This window comes from Brevibacillus ruminantium, assembly GCF_023746555.1.
GTDB classification, from domain to species: domain Bacteria; phylum Bacillota; class Bacilli; order Brevibacillales; family Brevibacillaceae; genus Brevibacillus; species Brevibacillus ruminantium.
In genome coordinates this window covers 2,733,479-2,751,791 of sequence record NZ_CP098755.1, presented here as the reverse complement: position 1 = coordinate 2,751,791, position 18,313 = coordinate 2,733,479, and the positions used below count along the sequence as shown (strand labels likewise).

At 48.5% G+C, this 18,313-nt stretch carries 17 protein-coding genes and 1 pseudogene; 7 read left to right on the top strand and 11 right to left on the bottom strand.

Annotated features, from left to right (window positions below):
* The first annotated feature begins 142 nt into the window (after positions 1-142).
* A complete protein-coding gene (locus tag NDK47_RS13605) occupies positions 143-838 on the top strand; it encodes a phosphatase PAP2 family protein (protein ID WP_251875777.1) in 696 nt (231 codons plus the stop codon).
* 43 nt (positions 839-881) lie between these two features.
* Here NDK47_RS13605 and deoD read toward each other — a convergent pair whose 3' ends face one another.
* A complete protein-coding gene (gene deoD, locus NDK47_RS13600) occupies positions 882-1,589 on the bottom strand; it encodes a purine-nucleoside phosphorylase (protein ID WP_251875775.1) in 708 nt (235 codons plus the stop codon).
* Between the two features lie 671 nt (positions 1,590-2,260).
* On the opposite strand from deoD, the gene NDK47_RS13595 reads away from it, so the two are divergent.
* On the top strand, positions 2,261-2,542 hold the full coding sequence (locus tag NDK47_RS13595; protein WP_251875773.1) for a glycosyltransferase: 282 nt from the start codon (positions 2,261-2,263) through the stop codon (positions 2,540-2,542).
* 3 nt (positions 2,543-2,545) lie between these two features.
* On the top strand, positions 2,546-2,992 hold the full coding sequence (locus NDK47_RS13590; protein ID WP_251875771.1) for a hypothetical protein: 447 nt from the start codon (positions 2,546-2,548) through the stop codon (positions 2,990-2,992).
* A gap of 335 nt (positions 2,993-3,327) precedes the next feature.
* On the opposite strand, the gene NDK47_RS13585 is transcribed toward NDK47_RS13590, so the two are convergent.
* The 5 genes from NDK47_RS13585 to NDK47_RS13565 all read right to left on the bottom strand — a co-directional run bounded on the left by NDK47_RS13585 (position 3,328) and on the right by NDK47_RS13565 (position 7,139).
* Positions 3,328-4,566 (bottom strand): D-alanyl-D-alanine carboxypeptidase family protein, encoded by a 1,239-nt coding sequence (locus NDK47_RS13585; RefSeq protein ID WP_251875769.1) that lies wholly within the window; start codon positions 4,564-4,566, stop codon positions 3,328-3,330.
* A gap of 58 nt (positions 4,567-4,624) precedes the next feature.
* On the bottom strand, positions 4,625-5,440 hold the full coding sequence (locus tag NDK47_RS13580) for a GTP pyrophosphokinase (protein ID WP_251875767.1): 816 nt from the start codon (positions 5,438-5,440) through the stop codon (positions 4,625-4,627).
* Positions 5,441-5,458: 18 nt separating this feature from the next.
* Positions 5,459-6,331: a M23 family metallopeptidase gene (locus NDK47_RS13575; protein WP_251875765.1), complete on the bottom strand. Its 873-nt coding sequence runs from the start codon at positions 6,329-6,331 to the stop codon at positions 5,459-5,461.
* 82 nt (positions 6,332-6,413) lie between these two features.
* On the bottom strand, positions 6,414-6,680 hold the full coding sequence (locus NDK47_RS13570; protein WP_251875763.1) for a hypothetical protein: 267 nt from the start codon (positions 6,678-6,680) through the stop codon (positions 6,414-6,416).
* Positions 6,681-6,932: 252 nt separating this feature from the next.
* The gene (locus NDK47_RS13565; RefSeq protein ID WP_251875753.1) at positions 6,933-7,139 is read right to left on the bottom strand and encodes an alpha/beta-type small acid-soluble spore protein; all 207 of its coding nucleotides are present in this window, start codon (positions 7,137-7,139) and stop codon (positions 6,933-6,935) included.
* Between the two features lie 287 nt (positions 7,140-7,426).
* On the opposite strand from NDK47_RS13565, the gene NDK47_RS13560 reads away from it, so the two are divergent.
* Both NDK47_RS13560 and NDK47_RS13555 read left to right on the top strand, forming a co-directional pair.
* A complete protein-coding gene (locus NDK47_RS13560; protein WP_407653438.1) occupies positions 7,427-8,266 on the top strand; it encodes a 5'-3' exonuclease in 840 nt (279 codons plus the stop codon).
* A gap of 17 nt (positions 8,267-8,283) precedes the next feature.
* Entirely contained in the window at positions 8,284-8,979 is a 696-nt protein-coding gene (locus NDK47_RS13555; RefSeq protein WP_251875749.1) for a YdeI/OmpD-associated family protein, read from the top strand.
* Between the two features lie 217 nt (positions 8,980-9,196).
* On the opposite strand, the gene NDK47_RS13550 is transcribed toward NDK47_RS13555, so the two are convergent.
* Together NDK47_RS13550 and NDK47_RS13545 are read right to left on the bottom strand one after the other, a co-directional pair.
* Positions 9,197-10,921, bottom strand: a complete 1,725-nt coding sequence (locus NDK47_RS13550) for a vWA domain-containing protein (RefSeq protein WP_251875747.1) — start codon at positions 10,919-10,921, stop codon at positions 9,197-9,199.
* Between the two features lie 17 nt (positions 10,922-10,938).
* Positions 10,939-12,240 (bottom strand): AAA family ATPase, encoded by a 1,302-nt coding sequence (locus tag NDK47_RS13545; RefSeq protein WP_251875745.1) that lies wholly within the window; start codon positions 12,238-12,240, stop codon positions 10,939-10,941.
* A gap of 233 nt (positions 12,241-12,473) precedes the next feature.
* On the opposite strand from NDK47_RS13545, the gene NDK47_RS13540 reads away from it, so the two are divergent.
* Both NDK47_RS13540 and NDK47_RS13535 read left to right on the top strand, forming a co-directional pair.
* Positions 12,474-12,620, top strand: a complete 147-nt coding sequence (locus NDK47_RS13540) for a hypothetical protein (protein ID WP_251875743.1) — start codon at positions 12,474-12,476, stop codon at positions 12,618-12,620.
* A gap of 89 nt (positions 12,621-12,709) precedes the next feature.
* A complete protein-coding gene (locus NDK47_RS13535; protein ID WP_251875741.1) occupies positions 12,710-14,110 on the top strand; it encodes a hypothetical protein in 1,401 nt (466 codons plus the stop codon).
* A gap of 535 nt (positions 14,111-14,645) precedes the next feature.
* Here the strand turns inward: NDK47_RS13535 and NDK47_RS13530 are convergent.
* The 3 genes and pseudogenes from NDK47_RS13530 to NDK47_RS13520 all read right to left on the bottom strand — a co-directional run bounded on the left by NDK47_RS13530 (position 14,646) and on the right by NDK47_RS13520 (position 18,124).
* Positions 14,646-16,122, bottom strand: a pseudogene (locus NDK47_RS13530) (protein adenylyltransferase SelO).
* Between the two features lie 154 nt (positions 16,123-16,276).
* On the bottom strand, positions 16,277-17,518 hold the full coding sequence (locus tag NDK47_RS13525) for a benzoate/H(+) symporter BenE family transporter (RefSeq protein WP_251875739.1): 1,242 nt from the start codon (positions 17,516-17,518) through the stop codon (positions 16,277-16,279).
* A 48-nt stretch (positions 17,519-17,566) separates the two neighbouring features.
* A complete protein-coding gene (locus tag NDK47_RS13520) occupies positions 17,567-18,124 on the bottom strand; it encodes a helix-turn-helix domain-containing protein (protein ID WP_251875737.1) in 558 nt (185 codons plus the stop codon).
* Positions 18,125-18,313: the final 189 nt, after the last annotated feature.

The following is an 18,313-nucleotide window of genomic DNA, read 5'->3' as shown; positions in this document are numbered from 1 at the left end:
TCCCCCAAACGTTTAAGGAAATGCTGGCAATGCACGACGATTCAACGTAAAAGAATCGGGCGGTTCACCTACCATCCGACTAAATATCATCAAAAAGAGGATAATAACCCTCAGTACAAAATGAACAGGATGACCGTCAGCCATGAAGAACCAGCACGATACCCCGCCTCCCCCAACCAAACGATATATTCTCATTTCTGTTCTCCTCTTGGCTTTATTTCTTCTTTCCTTTTTCATCTTTGCCCAAAATCTGAGTCAAAACAGGCTATTCGCGTTTGATGATGCCATCACGATTGGGGTTCAGTCACTGATAAGTCCGCGTCTGACGATCTTTATGAAAATATGCACCTTCCTGGGATCGCCGCTATTTCTGATCCTGCTGCTGCTCATTTCAGCAATTGCGATGTTCATCTGGAAAAAACGCTGGGAGGCTTTTTTTCTGATTATTGGACTTGCGGGTGGAGCTGTGTTTAATTCAGTGCTCAAATGGATCTTTCATCGTCAGCGTCCCACTTTGAATCGGTTGATTGAAGAGAGTGGTTACAGTTTTCCCAGTGGTCATTCGATGAATTCGATCGTTCTCTATGGCATGCTCGCTTTGCTTTGCCATTTGTTTTTGCGGCAGTTTTGGCCAAAATTTTGGATCGTCGCCGGCACTCTCGTCCTCGTTCTCTTGATCGGAATCAGTCGGATTTACCTCGGTGTCCATTACCCGAGCGATGTCCTTGCAGGCTTTGCGGCGGGCGCCTCCTGGTTGATCATTTGCCTGATTGCCTTGCGACTTATTTTGGAATGGCGCCGCAGACGTTATCCGGCTGACCAAAAAGGCCCTGAATAAAAAAATCAACCCACAACGCGAAACGCTGTGGGTTGCCTTCGTTTTACTTTTGGGTTGCAGCATCGAGGGCTACTTCGATCATGGTGTTAAATGTAGTTTGGCGCTCATCCGCCGAAGTTGCCTCTCCCGTCATGATATGATCGCTGACTGTCAGAATAGACAGTGCTTTGCGTTTAAATTTGGCAGCAAGTGTGTAGAGAGCTGTGGTTTCCATCTCGACTGCCAGTACCTGATAGCTTGCCAGTTTTTTGTACAGATCCAGACTTTCTTGATAGAAGGTATCGCTAGTAAAGACGTTTCCTACTTTCACGGACAAATCGCGGCTTACTGCTGTTTGATAAGCCTTATGTAAAAGCTCAAAGTCTGCTGTTGGGGCAAAATCAATCTGGTCAAAACGCAGACGGTTGATCTGAGAATCAGTAGAAGAGGTCATGGCTATAATGACATCACGTACTTTGATATCTTCTTGGATCGCCCCACAGGTTCCGACGCGGATCAATTTCTGTACGCCATACTGCTCCATCAACTCGTGAATATAAATAGAGATCGAAGGTACACCCATTCCGGTTCCCTGAACAGAAACGCGTTGTCCCTTATAAGTCCCCGTAAAACCAAGCATATTGCGGACATGATTGTAGCAGACTGCGTTTTCAAGGAAATTCTCTGCTATGTATTGGGCTCTAAGAGGGTCACCCGGCAGCAAGATAGTTTCTGCGATCTCGTTTGGTTTTGCTCCAATATGGAAGCTCATGACATCGGCCCCTTTTCTTCCTTTAATATTCTTACTCGATTATCGTACTATAAATAGCCAAAAAAGCAAAATCAAAAAGACAGTCTGAGTACCCAACCGCGCTTCTGCAAACAGTTGGATGCCAGGCCTTTTACTCGTGTTTCCATGAGCGTGATCTCATCATCTTCGGCAGACAGTTTTCGAACCAGCGCAAGGGGGCGGTTCCGCTTAAAAGTCATCCGTCACTTTGAAGTACCCTGTATCATTCAGCCGTCCTATTTCTCGTTCATCTATGTCTGTCAAGTACCTTTTACCCGAACGAAGCAATTCTATTTTGTCGTATCCACGTCTATACCAATTACCGACACTGTTTTGATGCAAATAGCATGGTAAGAGGTAACCCGACATATCCTAACTCGATGATGGCTATGACAGGTGCATCTTTATCATTGCTTATGGTCAACGGGGTTCCCTTCTTTTTAACAATTTAACAATGTTACGTTATGTGAACAACCCTTCACCCGATATGGTCGCTTCAACTATTTTTTACAAGACTAGGGATGATATCTCGTAAAAAATAGTTGAACATCCTCTTCCCCTTTTGCTTGGTTTGACATATATCGTAGTGAGCAGTAATTGATGATTCTAAAGTGGTCCACTTCTTAGGGGACCGAAGCGACGTTCCTCAGCTCATGAAGCGAAGTCATGTCCTCGTTCTTCCTTCCGTTCAGGACAACCACCCATTCTCTATCATGAAAACCCAGGTCACAGGAAAGATTGTCGTTGCCTCAAACGCAGGCGGCATACCAGAAATGGTACCCCATAACCAAACAGGATTTATTATTCCTGCTCGAAACAGTGATGAACTTGCCTGCCGGTTGAATTATATTTTTTCCAATCCCGATGTCCCCTCCAACATTGAAGGAGAAGACCATGAGAAAAACCGATTATTTCTAGGAAAGGTAGAGGATTAATCGATGGCAATCAGAAAACTGAAAACGAAGCCAAGAACAGTGTCGAAGAATGTCCGTCCCAAAACAAAGAAGCGTCGCTCTTCATTAGCTAAGAAACATGCGGATCCAAATCAATCGAATCCATCGGTGACAACACCAGCAATCGTGCAGGAGCCTGCAGTAATCACACCGAATTCTGGATCGCAGCCAATTGATATCAATACGCCTGCACCATTGTCAGAAGAAATACATTCTCAAAGCAACGGCACGCAGCGATTTGAAAATATTTTTACTATGAATCAAGAGCATGTATTTGATCCCGGTCTGTGGCGGATAGTGATTGAGAAAGTTCCTGAAAATGATCAAATTCCCGATCCTGCCTTCACAAGCAGTTTGGCAAATGCACAGAGTGAAATCGTACAGCCTTCTGAGGATGAAAGTGATGATACACAGAAACCCGACTCACTATGATATCCACAAAAAAACCGTTGTCCCGAAAACCAGACAACGGTTTTTATTTTGCAGTTAGATATCCGCAGGAAGTCTGAAATGACAACTCTTCCCTGCTTTGCTCCTTGGTTTTCGCGTGTTCACGCTAATAGCCCCTCTCCCTCTGCGCCAATTCGTCGTCGCTGACGGTGCGCAAATACAGGAAACCGGGAATATTCATCAACTGGTGTTTTCGATCCAAATTCGTAAAACCGGCTCGGCAAGGACGAACACCTGGGTCGCAACAAGAAAAGCCGTCCCGATGTTGAAGCCGGGACGGCTTTTTTGATGTTTCAAAACTGCTCGAAACGGTAGGTCTATGACCAGTTGGCACGGCGCGGAATCTGACGCAAGCGCTGACGCCGCCGCTTTCGAGCCCGCGCGACAATGTACACCACCAAAAAGATATTGAGCCCTAACCAGGTAAACAGAATCCCGTACCGAGAACCGTTGGACATGGCGGGTTGTGTCTCCTCCTCGGCTGAAGAAGCCGCCGCAACGCGAGGCTCTTCCTTCCTTTTGAGGGCATAGGTGCGCGATAGTTTATCCGCCCGTACAATAAGCTGCCCATTCATTGCCACTTCCGTCTCAGGATTTGTGCCAATCGGGACAGTGGCATAGAGGTCCTGATCAGCCGTAAAGGTAACCGATTCTCCTTTTTCCTGATTTGCATTGGGCACTGTTCGCGTGAAGGTTTGTCCGGCACTGGCAATTTGTTTGGTTTCGAAATGGGCAAAAGCGTAATCCAGCATCGCCGTAACATCCTTGTAGGTGAAATTACTGGAGCCTGCTTTCATGGTGACTGCAATAAATTCGGAATCTCCCCGTTTGGCAGACCCAACCAGGGTATTGCGAGCCTGATCCGTGAACCCATTTTTGATACCAGTCGCTCCTTCGTAGTTGCGAAGCAGCTTGTTGTGATTCACCACGACCGTTTTCCATTCCAATCCATCCCAAGGCAGTCTCTCAGTGGCGACCATCTCACGAAACTTGGGATTTTGCATCGCGTATTGGGCAATTTTCGCCATATCGGAGGCTGTCGTGTAATGCTCTGGATCATGCAGGCCGTGGGCATTGGTAAAATGGGTTTCGGTAACGCCGACCTTTTCAGCGAGGTACGCGTTGAGCTGATCCGCGAAATGTTCGACTGTCCCGCCCAAATGTTCAGCAATCGCGGTCGCTGCATCATTCCCTGAATTCATCAACAACCCATATTCCAGTTTTTCCAACGTCACTTGCTCACCTTCAGCAAGGTACACACGCGTTCCCTCTTCCCAGCGAGCCCGCTTGGAAACGGTTACGATATCATTTGGATTTCCATTTTCAATCGCATAAATTCCCGTTGCGATTTTGGTAATACTTGCAGGAAAGAGCTTTTCATGAGGATTTTTTTCAAACAACACCTGACCCGTCTTGGCGTCAATGAGGATAGCAGATTCCCCGTTAATCTGATCCGTTGTCAAAACAGCAGTGCCGTCTTGCGCCGCTGCCGGCTTGACAATGGAAGTGGAAAAGAGGCAAGCCACAGCGAGCAAGCTGATAAGTAATGTACGCATGCTAGTTTGTTTCCTTTCCTTACGATTCGGCCTTGTTGTCACTCACATCACACTGGTGCTAACGGAGACGTTTTCCAAGCAAATCATAGATCATTTTGAACTTAGGATTATCCTGAAAAGCCTGTTCAAAACCGCTGACATGTTCGCGATAGAGCGCCGCAGCAGATTCCAAATCTTGTTTCACATATAAAGAAAAGATTTCTTCCAGCTTTTCTTCCAATGTCAAATCTACTACCTGCGGTGCCAAAATTTCCTGCCGCAGATTGTTCATCAGCACATCCAATTGATGCGTGATCAAAGAAGCCTCGTACAACTGGTCCAGAACATTTTGCGGAATGTTTCCGGCGTATTTGTACCGAAGTTCGTGTTCATTGGTTGCCCAAAAATTCATGCCGAGTGTCCGTATTTGAATTTCACAAAACAACTGGATCTTTTCACTGCCATGATAAACCGTATAAGAGGCAATCATGTGAATACTGCGATAACCAGAGTCTTTCGGAGAAGCGATGTAGTCCTTGACATCGTGAATGACAATATCTTCCCGCTCCTGCAGCAGTTGCTTGACCTCAAGCACATCATCTACATAGCGGCAAACGACTCGCAATCCCGCAATATCGGTGACCTCGCGTGCTACATCCTCCTGCCAGTTGCTGCTGGTAAAGTCAATCCCTTTTTCCTGCGCCTTTTTTATAAGGCTGTCCACTTTTTTTACACGACCAACCACAAACTCAATAGGAGAATATCTTCCCCGCTTCAAAAACCCGTATTTGATTCCCTTCAGCTTCAGCTTCATTTCATCAACAGCTTGTTCATACGGTGCCAAAAAATGAACAAGGTTGTTCAAAACCCGAGTGGGTACTTGTGTTGTCTTCATGATTAAACTACCTCCATGTCACTCCCAGAGGAAAGGCGATGCTTCTAGGAATGGCTGCGGATTGACATACGTATTGCCGATTAGCATGCCAAAATGCAAGTGGGGTCCAGTCGAGAAGCCTGTCGAGCCAATCTGACCGATTTGCTGCCCAGCTTTCACTTCATCACCTGTTTTCACCTGTATTTTAGACATATGTGCATAGATCGAAAATACCTGGAGGCCGTGGTCGATGATCACCGTATTGCCAGTCAGATACAAAGAGTCTGCAAGTACCACACGACCGTTGTTGGTGGCCACGATCGGCGTACCCGTTTTGTTGGCGATATCTATGGCTGCATGTCGATTGGCCGGTACTCCGTTCACCACTCGTTGATATCCATAGGGGGTTGTAATGCGGCCTTCTGCTGGCCACAAAAATTTGTCTGTAAAATACGCGGTCTCCGCCGATTTGGAGCGGGCAGCGTTAATCTTTTTCTGATCGGCGTCAATTCTCGCCGTATCCTGCCTCATGCTATTGAGCTGTTGGGATACGGTAAGCCGGTCTACTTTAAACTCTTTTGGTAAAATCGTCAAGGTAGCTGAATGTTTTTGATCCTGGGTTTGTATGGTATGGGTTCCTGTTTTGGCGTTAAAGGGAACCGGAATAAACCGGACATACTCTCCCGCTGAGGGCTGTAGCCGGTACATATGGTCAAAAAGGGATACAGTGGCAGAGTGGTTGCTTTTCACGAGCACCACATCGCCTGGATTGGACTTTGTAGGTGTTACCGCAAGATACGGCTGTTCGAAAGCATCCTGGGCTACTTGTTTGATCTCTTTTCCCATGGAGCTTGTCCCTGTAGAAAACAGCAGTGCGGCAACCAGCATCAGACCGGAAAGCTGCTGAATCATCGCGCATTCCCTCCCATTTTCCAGTATAACAAATCAAAGAGAGAATGGAAAAAGAAAAAGAAGGCTAAAATCCTTCAGCCTTCTACAACTCCGTCTGTTTTTTGCTATAATCCGACATCATTTCCATAATCGATTGCACGTTTGACAGCATTTCACCTGCTCGCCTTGTTTTTTCTGTAATGTTGTCAAAATCAATTCTGCCCTTTTTTCGATCTTTCCATTTCTTGAACAAATCATCGGCAACCGCTGGGTTCGAACGAACCGATGCGACACGGGTCGGATCCTGCTTAAGCCAGGACTCAAACTCAGGATTATCTTTAAACAATCGTTTTAATTCTTTCTTTTTCATGGTCAACCGCCCCTCCTCTCCATCACTGAGGTTGGATACCAGAATGATTACATTACACCATATGAATGTCCGCCAATGAGGATTGTGTGTTTGCACATTCATCGTGAGAAAAGGGCTGCTGTGTAGACGGCGACATAAGAAAACCTTTTTGATGCCTGTGATCCGGGAGCAATCGCGCTTTACGATACAGTCAGAAAGACCCCTTCTTGAGGGGTCTCTCACATTCAGATATGAACTTGTAGCTGCACGGAATTAACCGCGGCCTGCCAGTTGTTGTTCAGCAAAGCTTACCAGACGTTTCGTGATCTCTCCACCCACAGATCCGTTTTGACGGGAGGTGGTGTCAGCGCCCAGATTTACACCAAATTCTGCAGCGATTTCGTACTTCAGTTGATCCAGGGCCATGTTTGCTTGAGGAACTAACAAATTGTTGCTGTTGCCAGAGTTGTTGTTCGCCATGTGTGATTCCTCCTATCACTTTTTTCTCCCGGGACGGAATTGAACCGTCAGCTTTCCTGCTCCTCCCAATGAGACCGAGAGACGATGAGAAAAGAGTGATTTTCGTGCTTGTGGTAGTATCATCCCTCGATCCGAATCGTTGCATGCGCGCTTTCCCGATGTAAAATCTGACAGACGAGCCAAAGGCAGTCGACCCGCTTTGTGATATAATGGGACGAACGATTTTTTTTGGATGAGAGGAGTCTGTCGTTGTGTCCGAGCCGCAAAAAATATTGCTCATTGATGGTATGAGTTTTCTCTTCCGCGCGTTTTACGCTTCTGCCTGGACGGGGGGTTACCGCCAAACCTCACAAGGGGTATATACGAATGCTGTCTACGGTTTTACCAAGATGATGCTGGATTACGTGGATCTGATTCGCCCTACCCATCTGGCTGTCGGGTGGGATGTGGCCGCGAGGGAAACGCTCGTTCGCAGTCAATGGTACGATGGCTATAAATCGAATCGAAATGCACCACCGGAAGAGTTGATCCCGCAATTCGATCTCGTCAAAGAGGTGACAGCGGCATTTTCTGTCCCGAATATAGGATGCCCCGGGTATGAGGGGGATGATGTGCTGGGAACCCTAAGTACGATGCTGGGACAAAATGGCCATCAAGTCGTCATTGCAACTGGCGATTATGACAGTCTTCAGTTGGTCTCAGATCAGGTGAGTGTGAAAATCCTGAAAAACGGAGGCAAGCATGAGCACTATACGCCAGCAAGCCTGCTCGCTTTGCGTGGAATTACTCCTGATCAGGTGGTCGATGTGAAAGCCTTGATGGGAGACGCTTCCGACTGTATTCCCGGCTGCCCGGGCATTGGCGAAAAAACAGCACACAAATTGATTTCTGAGCATCAAAGTCTGGACAACCTCTACAGCCGGCTGGAGGCATGTACACCAAAGCTGAAGGAAAAACTGGAGCAAAACCGTGATCAGGTCTATTTGAGCAAAAAATTAGCCACGATTATCTGTGATGTGCCGATTCACTATCAAGAAGAAGAGGCCCGCTGGGAATATGACAGCAAACAGGTTCATGATAAGTTGGAAGAGCTGGAATTTGGTCGCACTCTTCTCAACCGCCTGTAGGGAGTGATGGAATAGCCATGACAGAATTAGCAAAAAAGCTTCGAATCAAAGAAGGTCATAAACTTCTCGTATTAAATCCACCCGAGGATTATCGAACAGGTTTACCGGCACTTCCAGAAGAAGCCACCCAAGAAATTGTACTTACACCAAATCAGGAAATGCTGGACAAGCTGAGCGGCGTAGCAGATTGTCTGCTTTTATTTGTCCATGGCATGGCCGAGCTACAGGCATGGGCAGCTTTTGCCGTCTCAACTCTTGCTTCGGAAGGCATGTTCTGGATCGCCTACCCGAAGCAAAGCTCCAAAATCAATACGGATCTGAATCGAGACAAAGGCTGGGAAGCGATTACCCAAGCCGGTTTTGAAGGTGTCGCCATGGTGTCTATCGATTCGACTTGGTCTGGTGTGCGCTTCCGTCCGGCTGGACTGGTCAAGTCGACCCGAACAGCACGCACGGAGAAGAAGGCTGCTTCTCCATCCGGGGAAACCAAACCTGCAGCAGACCGTGTCGTAATCGTACCGGATGATCTGCAAGCTGCTCTGGTCCAATCACCTCAAGCCCAGACCTTTTTTGAGGGGCTTTCCTATACAAATCGCAAAGAATACGTCCGATGGGTTACCGATGCCAAACGGGAGGAAACAAGGCTCAGCCGTATCCAAAAGACTGTCGAGAGGCTGGAGAGCCACTTGAAAAATCCCTGGGTAAAAAGCTAAGATAAATCACTAGGCAAAGGCTTGGCAGTATTCCGGCTAATAGCGATTTCGCCACAGCCGATTTACTCTCCAATTTTGCAGATACAAGAAAAGACCAGCCCGGTTTATATACGACAGCCCGGCTGGCCTTTTCGTTATGGCATCTCTTTGTTATGACTTTTACATGGTACGACCTGGTAATATTTTCTTTTTGTTATGTAGTCTTTTAGGTCGCACTTCATTTGTCACGAGAGGCAGCAAAGACATCCAGCAAGAGGTCCGTTTGCGTCTCTCCCCGGCTCTCCCAGGTCGTAGCAAATCTGACCCGATGGGATACCCCCAGGATGTCATATGTCTGCGCCAAATGTTGGCGGGCGGACCCGACGATCAGCGTGTGCAAATGCAGCTTCTTTTTTTGCCCCAGTCCAGCGAGCGTGTCCCGAACGTAGGGAGATAGTCCGCCGATCCCATCTGTGACCATGACCAGATCGGCACTTTGAAAGTGACGATTTTCTCCGATGATTTCGATCGCCCTTTTCATCGGGGCATCAAAATGAGTCCCGCCGCCATAAGCCATCTGAGCCAAAGCGTAAAAACCGGGCCAATCGGGTCTCCGATGATACAGCGCCTTTTCGCTCAACTCACCTTTTGCCCCAAACAACAGCAGCAGAAAGTCGCGTTTTTCCAGCAAGCTGATAGCGGCAAACGTCATGACGAAGATTTGAGCCAGCCTCAGCTTGCTGCCCTTCATGGAATGCGAAGTGTCCAGCATACAGATAACCGGACCTTTTGGCAGTTCCTCCGGCCACCCCGCCGTATCGTAGGTCATCAGCTTTTTCTCCAGCCACTTCAGCAAAAAATAGGCTTCATAATCCGGATCAGCAAGGAGCACCGCTTCGCTTGGAAGCATATGCGCGATCTCTCCAGATTGCCGGAGATCATCGTATTCTTCGGGCAGTCGGCGCGTACGCTTTTCTTTGCGTTTGATGCGAAAATGATGGACGTTCCGCCCCACTTCTTCCACAAATGACAGCAGATCAGGATGGCGCTTCAGCTTTTCCACCCATTTGAGGTACTGTTCCCATGTCTGCCTGCGCAATTTGCCAAGCTCGCTGCCCCAGCGCCGGTTCGCAAAGCGCTGGCTTGCAGTCAACAGTTCCTGGATGAACCGCGTATCTCCTTCTTCTTCCGCCAGTGTTTCCCTGAGCGAGTGATCCAGCCACTGGCCCAGCTCTTGTTCAAATTGCTCAATGGCTTCCCGCTCCTGTCGGGACAGGCGCTGGTGCTGCTTTTCGCGCCCCGCCAGTTCTTCCTCCAGCTTTTTCACTTTTTGCTGAAGTTTTGTACGCTTGGTAAACTGGGTGCGCATCTCTTCCCGCATTTCCTCGATACGACTCTTCAAGGAACGAATTTCCGCTTCCACGAGCGGGCGGGAATCAGCCGCCTCCTGTTTATCTTCGACCAGCTGCTTTCCCTGCTGCAAGGTATAACCCATCAGTTGCAATTGCGTAATCTGTTTTTCCGTCATGAATTCAGATAGCCTCGCCTGTTCACTGCCCTCTTTGCCTTGTTCACTTTGCAGTCCGGCTACGAGCGGTGTCAATTGCTGTTCACGCTCACGCCGCTTTACTTCGTCGGCAAAGCTCTCCGTCAACCACATCAGCGCTTTGATCGCCGTCTTGAAGGAAGCACCCTCTTGTCCAATCGTCCGCGGGTGAATACTCTGGTAAAAGTACTGTTTTCTCAGGGCTTGTACTATCCAGCGGTGAAAAGGTGTCGCATCCTTTGTCTGGTCTACCTCCGGTGATTGCAAAAAGAAGGACAAAAAGAAGTCAGCCAGCAGCTCGCGGGAAAACCAGGGTGCCTGTTTTTTTGCTTCCTCCATCCACTCTCTTGCCGTACGAGAAGAGTAGCAGAGACCATCGAAGACGTAACGATCCACTCGGCTCGCACGTATAATCATGATGTTCGCCAGCCTCCCTACAGGGTGTAATCATACTCGGCACCCGCGATCTCCCTGTCGAAGACCGTGCGATACACGCCTTGCAGCATCTGTAAAATCCGTTCTCCTTCCACTCGCAGGTGAACGTATTTCAACGCAAATTTATCCAGCTCAAAGATCAGTCGGTTTTTTTCAAAGACGTATTGCCTCATGTTTTGCTCACGCTTCTGGGCTTCTACTAAACGATTGCGGAGCTCTCGACCAGCTTCCTCCAGCTCCAGTCGGCACTCTTCAAGCAAATCGCGGTATTGCTCCGCTTTTTCTTTCCCCAGCTTGTGACCAATTTCCTTTTTAAACTGGAAGGCATGCAGATCCGCCTCTTTTTCCATCCAGCGCTGGGCAATTTGGTGAAACCTGCGCAGAGGCAATTCGGTCTCCAGTTCGATTTTTACCTGCTCGGTAAAACGCTGTTCAAACAACTCACGCAGAACGGGCAAATCCTCGGGAACATCCCATAGCATGTGAGGGGTGTAAACGGTGTCCCAAATGGATACGTGATCGCGGCCATTGATGACCGCAGATGTTTTCCAGACCTGGACGATTTTCTTCCATCTTCGGTCAGAGATCCGGAACTCTTTTTCCTCAAGATCCTTTTTCAAGCTGTATAAAAAATAGATCAGCCCCTCAGAAATGGACACGTCTTGTGCAGCCGCCTGTACATCCTGCACATCGTACAAGGAAAACACGACCGGAATCTCCTTTGTAGGCAAGTTAAACATTTTTTCGTAGCTGGATGCGTGCTGCAAATAACCGACTTCATATCGAATCAAGAAGCGGTCGTACAACGCTGACAATTGCTCATCCTCATCCGGCAATTCATTGGATGCAGCAACGAGAAACTGCAGAGGTACAGCTTCTTTTTCTTTTCCGTTAAAATAGATGCGCTCATGCAAAATCGAGAGTAAGGAATTGAGAATGGCGCTGTTTGCCTTGAAAATTTCATCCAGAAAAGCAAACTGGGCAGAGGGCAGATAGCCTGCTGTTTTCCGCACATATTGATCCTGCTTCAGTTGTTGCAGGGAAACCGGTCCGAATATCTCATCCGGTGTCGTAAAACGGGTCAGCAAATAGTCAAACCAATGCTCCGTTCCAAACAGCTGCGAGATGGAGCGGGCAAGCTGAGATTTTGCAGTCCCCGGAGGACCCACCAGGAGGGCATTTTCGCCACTCATCATTCCCAGCAGCAGCAGTCGGATCAGTTCGCTTCTCTCCAGAAACCGACGCTCCAGTATTTCGATGGCTTGGTCCAATTTTTGTTGCAACTGAGCTACTTTTTGCATGGTTGATGGCGCTTCATCGGCGCCTCTCCCTCCTTTATAGCACTGCCAAAGACGACTTTGTTTCCATTACTATCCTCGCATATTCAGCTTTGCATTTCCAGTTTTCAACTGTTCCCCTATAAAAAATGCCTTGAATGTGGATGTACCAAAATTCCCAATCACCTACCAGAGGGGTATGACAGGTAACCAAACTGGGATAAAATGGATATCAAGAAGATTTGGGAGGAAAGACCATGCCCCGCGTACAATTGACGGAAGAAGAGTATGAGAAGCTGATGGACCGGATTTACCGTATCCTGAACCGTACAGAGGAGCTGGATCACGTCACCCACCACTGGATGTGGGAAGTCTGGCGGACACTCCACTACAACCGGACCTAATCGCTTAAATCCGCTCTCACCCATGCCTGTTTCCCTGCATAATCTGACAGCAGAAGGATTCTCCTGAAGCAATTGAGGAGGGAATCGGCATGGGTGTTGAGTTAGGCTGGATTCACGGCGTGTATGTGCTGTTTGTTCTCGGTATCATTGCGACGATGATATTGAGACGAGATACGAGTTTATTGTGTATGATCGGAATCGGCGTATTGGGATGGACGGCGACCAGTTCGATGGCCTCGGCAGTTGGCGGACTATTCGGAAGCTTTATTTTTGCCATCACTGAATTATTGCCGACGATTCTGGTCATCTCCATTATTGTGGCGATGAGTCAGGTATTGAGCGAAACCGGCATCAATGAAACGATGATCAAGCCCGTTTCTTCCCTGATCCAAACGCCTGCCCTCGCTTTCTGGGGAATTGGGGTGGTCATGATGATGATCTCCTGGTTCTTCTGGCCCTCCCCAGCCGTAGCTTTGATCGGGGCAGTTCTCCTTCCAGCGGCAATCCGCGTTGGTTTGCCCGCCATTGGGGTTGCTGTGGCGATGAACCTGTTTGGACATGGCATTGCCTTATCTGGTGATTTCATTATCCAGGGGGCACCCACGCTGACAGCAAAAGCTGCCGGACTTCCGGTTTCGGATGTCATTTCGGCCAGCGTTCCCCTGGTTATCGTAATGGGACTGGTCACCACCCTCACGGCTTTCTGGTACTTGAAAAAGGATATGAAAAGCGGTCTGATCAGTGCAAAGGGCGACTTGTCTGACATTTTTCACAGCGCCTCCTCTGATTCTGCTGACAAACTGCTTCAAGCTGGAATGCGAAAGTGGCTGGCCGCTGCAGTGATTCTGCTCTTTCTACTGGACGTCTGTGCGATGTTTTTCTTGGATTTGAAAGGCGGAGATGCGACAGCATTGATCGGCGGTACAGCCCTGCTCATTTTGGTAGGGATCACGCTGCTCGCTCATAAAGACGCGGGATTGGAGAAGGTGACCAGTCACTTGGTTGAAGGCTTTCAATTCGGTTTCAAAGTATTTGGACCGGTCATTCCGATTGCCGCCTTCTTTTACATGGGAGACAGCGGTTTTGTGCAGGTCTACGGTGAAATGCTGCCGGCTGGCTCCCACGGTATTGTCAACGACCTAGGGGTAGCATTGGCGCATGCGATACCGCTGAGTAAAGAAATCGCCGCGCTCGCCCTTACTTCCATTGGCGTCATCACCGGCCTGGACGGTTCTGGTTTTTCTGGAATCACCTTGGTTGGCTCTCTCGCCAAGCTTTTCGCCACTGCCCTGGGGACGGGAGCCGATACCTTGACTGCACTGGGACAGATCGCAGCTATTTGGGTTGGAGGCGGAACCATCATTCCCTGGGCACTGATCCCCGCTGCAGCCATCTGCCGTGTCGATCCTTTTGAACTGGCAAGACGAAACCTGTACCCTGTGGTCATCGGGCTGCTGGTTACGACGATTGTGGCGATGTTTTTGATCTAAGAATTCTGTTCTTCTACAAATTTGTGGCATGTCCAGATGAATTGCCTCTTTGAATGCATGCATCCCTCAACAACATGTTCGAAATGAGCGTTTGTTGACGTCTACCTTTCAGACTAAAAAACGAGCCCTAGCACTTATCCTAGAGGCTCGTTTCGCATTTTAGAAAATATGCGGTTTTCAAGTATTGAGTACAACAATAACACCATACCGATCACCAGATACCATCCTTTTCCCTCATAAGAGATCATAAGAATAAGCTCCCACCAATTTGAAGGACCGGAATTGGGACAGCCATGACAATACGGATAAGCAAAAATAAAAGGTAATATCCCAATAAACGTAACGATTGACCCTGTAATGAGCAAGAAAACGGAAAGGATTCTCATAAACGCACCTCCCTCTTTTTCATTTTATCATGGAGGCTGAAAATTTTTACTCTTATTTGCCTCTGTCACGACTATATTGACTCGTATTGCTTCAAAAAGCCCCCGCCAGAACACACTTTCTGGTGGGGGTAAGCGATCGTATTGATATATCAGGTACCGCAGAAGGTCTGGTAAGGACAGTCAGATGGCTCAGGCGGCGCAGCGTATTCTACCTGTGCGGGAGAATATGCGTAAGGGTTCGCTAACACGTCGAGCAGCCGTCTCATCACGCTGTAATCTCCGCCGTTCACTGCGCTTTCCAGTGCCTCTTCCACCCGGTGATTTCGCGGAATGATCGCCGGATTGCTATTCCGCATCAACTCCTGGACGGCGGCTTTTGATTCCGGCTGCCTGCCTAATCGCTCTTGCCACTGCTTGTGCCACTCGGTAAATTCCGGAGTACCGAACAGTACCGTATCCTCCGGTGTATCGAGAGTGAACGCACGGAAGGTATTGGTGTAGTCCGCATGAGTATCTTTCATCATTTTCAGGAGATCTTCGATCAGGGTTTGATCCTGTTGCTCTTCGTTAAACAACCCCAGTTTTGCTCTCATGCCCGCAAGCCAGTGAGCGTGGTATAACCTTCCGAAACTAGACAGAGTGTCCTCGGCCAGCTTGATCGCCTGCTCCTGATCATCGTGCAAAAGCGGAAGAAGGGCTTCAGCAAATCGCGCGAGATTCCATCCGGCTATATAAGGCTGATTGCCATAGGCATAACGGCCTTGCACGTCAATCGAACTGAATACCGTCGCCGGGTCATAGGTATCCATGAAGGCGCAGGGACCATAATCTATCGTTTCTCCACTAATCGCCATATTGTCGGTATTCATCACTCCGTGAATAAAGCCAACCAGTTGCCATTTGGCAATCAGCGCAGCCTGACGCTTGATCACTTCGCCCAGAAGAGAAAGATATCGATGTTCATCCGCTTCGATATCGGGATAATGACGCGTGATTGTATAGTCGGCCAGGGCTCGGAGATCATCGGCGGTGCCCCACTGCGCCGCGTATTGAAAAGTGCCAACGCGCAGATGACTGGCAGCGATCCTCGTTAAAATGGCACCAGGCAGATAGGTTTCACGGATGACCGGCTCACCTGTTGACACCACTGCAAGACTGCGGGTGGTCGGAATCCCCAGGGCATACATCGCTTCGCTGATCACGTATTCGCGCAGCATGGGACCCAGCGCCGCTCGGCCATCCCCCCCCGCGGGAGTAGGGAGTTCTGCCCGAGCCTTTGAGCTGGATATCAAACCGTTCTCCTCGAGACGTTATATGTTCACCAAGCAACAATGCCCGACCGTCCCCCAACATGGTAAAATGCCCGAATTGATGGCCAGCGTAGGCTTGAGCAAGAGGCGAAGCTCCTTCCGGTACACGGTTTCCGGCAAACACTTCTATGCTGTCTTTGCTTTGCATCGACTGTACGTTTAGCCCCAATGCTGTTGCCAAACGCTCGTTGAAGATGATCAGCTCCGGTGAGCGTACGGGAGTCGGGTTAAGTCTGGTAAAAAAAGTGTTTGGCAGACGTGCGTAACTATTGTCGAAGTTCCACCCTGTTTCGTTTTTTTCTTTTTGCGTTGTCATTCTATCTCCTATTCGTTCTTTTGTATTTTTAGATTCCTGATCGTTCTCTTTCAAACAGCATGAGTAAGGGTATATCTGATTTGTCATAACCATTTCGATCCTGGACTAGGTAACTCCTCTTAGTGTTTACGCCTGCCAGCCGATTATGCCGTAACTATGGGGTCCCCTGACTCGCTTTTGCCACTCCCTTTTGCCTTTGAAACGAAGCGGTGAAAATATAATGGGCGCACACACCTGCTATCAGGCCCCAAAAAGCGGAGCCAATCCCGGCGATTGTAATGCCGGAAGCTGTGACCAAAAACGTCAGTAAAGCGCTCTCCTTATGCTGCGTATCCATCGCTTGCGTAAGACTCGCACTGATCGAAGAAAATAAGGCGAGACCGCCAATCACCAGGATCAATTCCTTGGGAAACGCACCGAAAAATGAAGCGATGGTAGCTCCTCCCAAACCGTACAACAGGTAGAGAATCCCGGCTGCCATACCGGCCACATATCTTTTGTCGGGGTTCTTGTGTGATTCTTCACTCGTACAGATCGCCGCAGTTATCGCAGCGAGATTAATCCCATGTGCGCCAAAGGGGGCGAGGATCAAGGATGTAAATCCGGTGGCGGTAATCAGCGGACTAGCCGGCGTTTTGTAACCATATGAACGAAGAACGCCGATTCCCGTTGCATTTTGCGCTGTCATGGTGACAATGCAGAGTGGGATGGCGAGGCCGATCAATGCATCGAGTGAAAAGCTCGGTGTCGTCCAAACCGGCGTTACCATCGTCATCTGGACACTCGATAAATCAAGTCGGTTCATGATGATCGCTCCTCCAATCCCGACCAGCAGCGTAGCAATTACAGCATAGCGTGGCAATAAGCGTTTGGTCGCCAGATAAGTGAGGATCATCGGGATGACCAAGACGGGCAATGCTTGTAGCGAAAGAAACACATCAAATCCGAATTTTAGCAATACTCCGGCTAGCATCGCCGCCGTTATGGAACCTGGTATCTTGTCCATCACTCTGGAAAATAGTCCGGTTACGCCAAGCAACGTGATCAGCAGGGCTGAAACGATAAACGCACCGATGGCATCCGAGTATGCATACTGGGACCAACTCGAAACAAGCAGGACTGCGCCCGGCGTAGACCAAGCGGTAATAACCGGAACGCGATACCATGCGCTCAATCCCAAAGTGGTAATGCCGCTTCCAAGTGAAATCGCCCAGATCCAAGAGGAAAGCTGCTCATCCGTTAGACCGGCCAGCTTGGCAGCCTGAAAAATGATGAGCAGCGGTCCTGCGTAACCGACCATCGTTGATACGAGGGCTGCCACAAGGGAGGAAACGGAACTATCCTGCACAAGCTGCTTACGAAATTGATCGATACGAGAAAATTCTTTTGCCAACATGGGGTACTTTCCTTTCTAAGGGCAATGGACCGCTTGATTTCATGCTCATTACGACTCGGGGTAATGCATGACAACCTGCAGAGTAACATCTTTGTCTTCGTCATTTCTGTATTGATGTGTCACGTTACCTGCAAAGTGTATCGTATCGCCGGCAAACAGCGTATGCTCTTCGTCCCGAATGTTGATGGTAAATTTCCCTGAGGTAACGGTTATGTATTCCTGGACGCCTTCATTATGAGGAGCCGAAATATAGTTCCCTTTGGGCTTGATGACGATGGTGAAAATCTCGATTTGGGTTTGCGGGTTGAATGGAAATCCTACATATACTTGAACGTTCCCATTGTCCTCAGTGATATCTGGTATTTCCTTTCGTCTTGTAATGGAGATCTCAGATTCGTCTACTTTTATCAGCGATGAAAAGGAAAGGTTAAGACCGGTGGCGATTTTCCAAACCGTTGTTACTGTAGGCTGTGTATCCCCTCGTTCAATCTGATGCAACATCCCTTTGCTGACACCTGTTAATTCAGCCACTTTATCCAGACTTAACTGTCTCTGCTTTCTTACTCGTTGCAGATTTTGGCCGATTCTGATGTGGATCGCACTCAATCAGCGTCCTCCTTTTGTTCATTATATTATACATATGTAATAATATACGATACTTCATTCCGACAGGCTACACTTTTTTGGAAAATCAGACCGCTTCACTCACATTTGCTCTATTTGAATGGATCATGGAATAGTTTAGGTGTAACAACACATCGTTTTGTTTTCACTGTGAGAACGGTTTTGAATGGA

Excerpts from the sequence above, each read along its gene's own strand:
- NDK47_RS13560 (WP_407653438.1), top strand. The coding sequence starts at position 7,427 with ATGAGTTTTCTCTTCCGCGCGTTTTACGCTTCTGCCTGGACGGGGGGT.
- NDK47_RS13590 (WP_251875771.1), top strand. The coding sequence starts at position 2,546 with ATGGCAATCAGAAAACTGAAAACGAAGCCAAGAACAGTGTCGAAGAAT.
- NDK47_RS13565 (WP_251875753.1), bottom strand. The coding sequence starts at position 7,139 with ATGGCGAACAACAACTCTGGCAACAGCAACAATTTGTTAGTTCCTCAA.
- NDK47_RS13595 (WP_251875773.1), top strand. The coding sequence starts at position 2,261 with ATGAAGCGAAGTCATGTCCTCGTTCTTCCTTCCGTTCAGGACAACCAC.
- NDK47_RS13525 (WP_251875739.1), bottom strand. The coding sequence starts at position 17,518 with ATGTTGGCAAAAGAATTTTCTCGTATCGATCAATTTCGTAAGCAGCTT.
- NDK47_RS13605 (WP_251875777.1), top strand. The coding sequence starts at position 143 with ATGAAGAACCAGCACGATACCCCGCCTCCCCCAACCAAACGATATATT.
- NDK47_RS13535 (WP_251875741.1), top strand. The coding sequence starts at position 12,710 with ATGGGTGTTGAGTTAGGCTGGATTCACGGCGTGTATGTGCTGTTTGTT.
- NDK47_RS13545 (WP_251875745.1), bottom strand. The coding sequence starts at position 12,240 with ATGCAAAAAGTAGCTCAGTTGCAACAAAAATTGGACCAAGCCATCGAA.
- NDK47_RS13570 (WP_251875763.1), bottom strand. The coding sequence starts at position 6,680 with ATGAAAAAGAAAGAATTAAAACGATTGTTTAAAGATAATCCTGAGTTT.
- NDK47_RS13555 (WP_251875749.1), top strand. The coding sequence starts at position 8,284 with ATGACAGAATTAGCAAAAAAGCTTCGAATCAAAGAAGGTCATAAACTT.
- NDK47_RS13550 (WP_251875747.1), bottom strand. The coding sequence starts at position 10,921 with ATGATTATACGTGCGAGCCGAGTGGATCGTTACGTCTTCGATGGTCTC.
- deoD (WP_251875775.1), bottom strand. The coding sequence starts at position 1,589 with ATGAGCTTCCATATTGGAGCAAAACCAAACGAGATCGCAGAAACTATC.
- NDK47_RS13540 (WP_251875743.1), top strand. The coding sequence starts at position 12,474 with ATGCCCCGCGTACAATTGACGGAAGAAGAGTATGAGAAGCTGATGGAC.
- NDK47_RS13585 (WP_251875769.1), bottom strand. The coding sequence starts at position 4,566 with ATGCGTACATTACTTATCAGCTTGCTCGCTGTGGCTTGCCTCTTTTCC.
- NDK47_RS13580 (WP_251875767.1), bottom strand. The coding sequence starts at position 5,440 with ATGAAGACAACACAAGTACCCACTCGGGTTTTGAACAACCTTGTTCAT.
- NDK47_RS13575 (WP_251875765.1), bottom strand. The coding sequence starts at position 6,331 with ATGATTCAGCAGCTTTCCGGTCTGATGCTGGTTGCCGCACTGCTGTTT.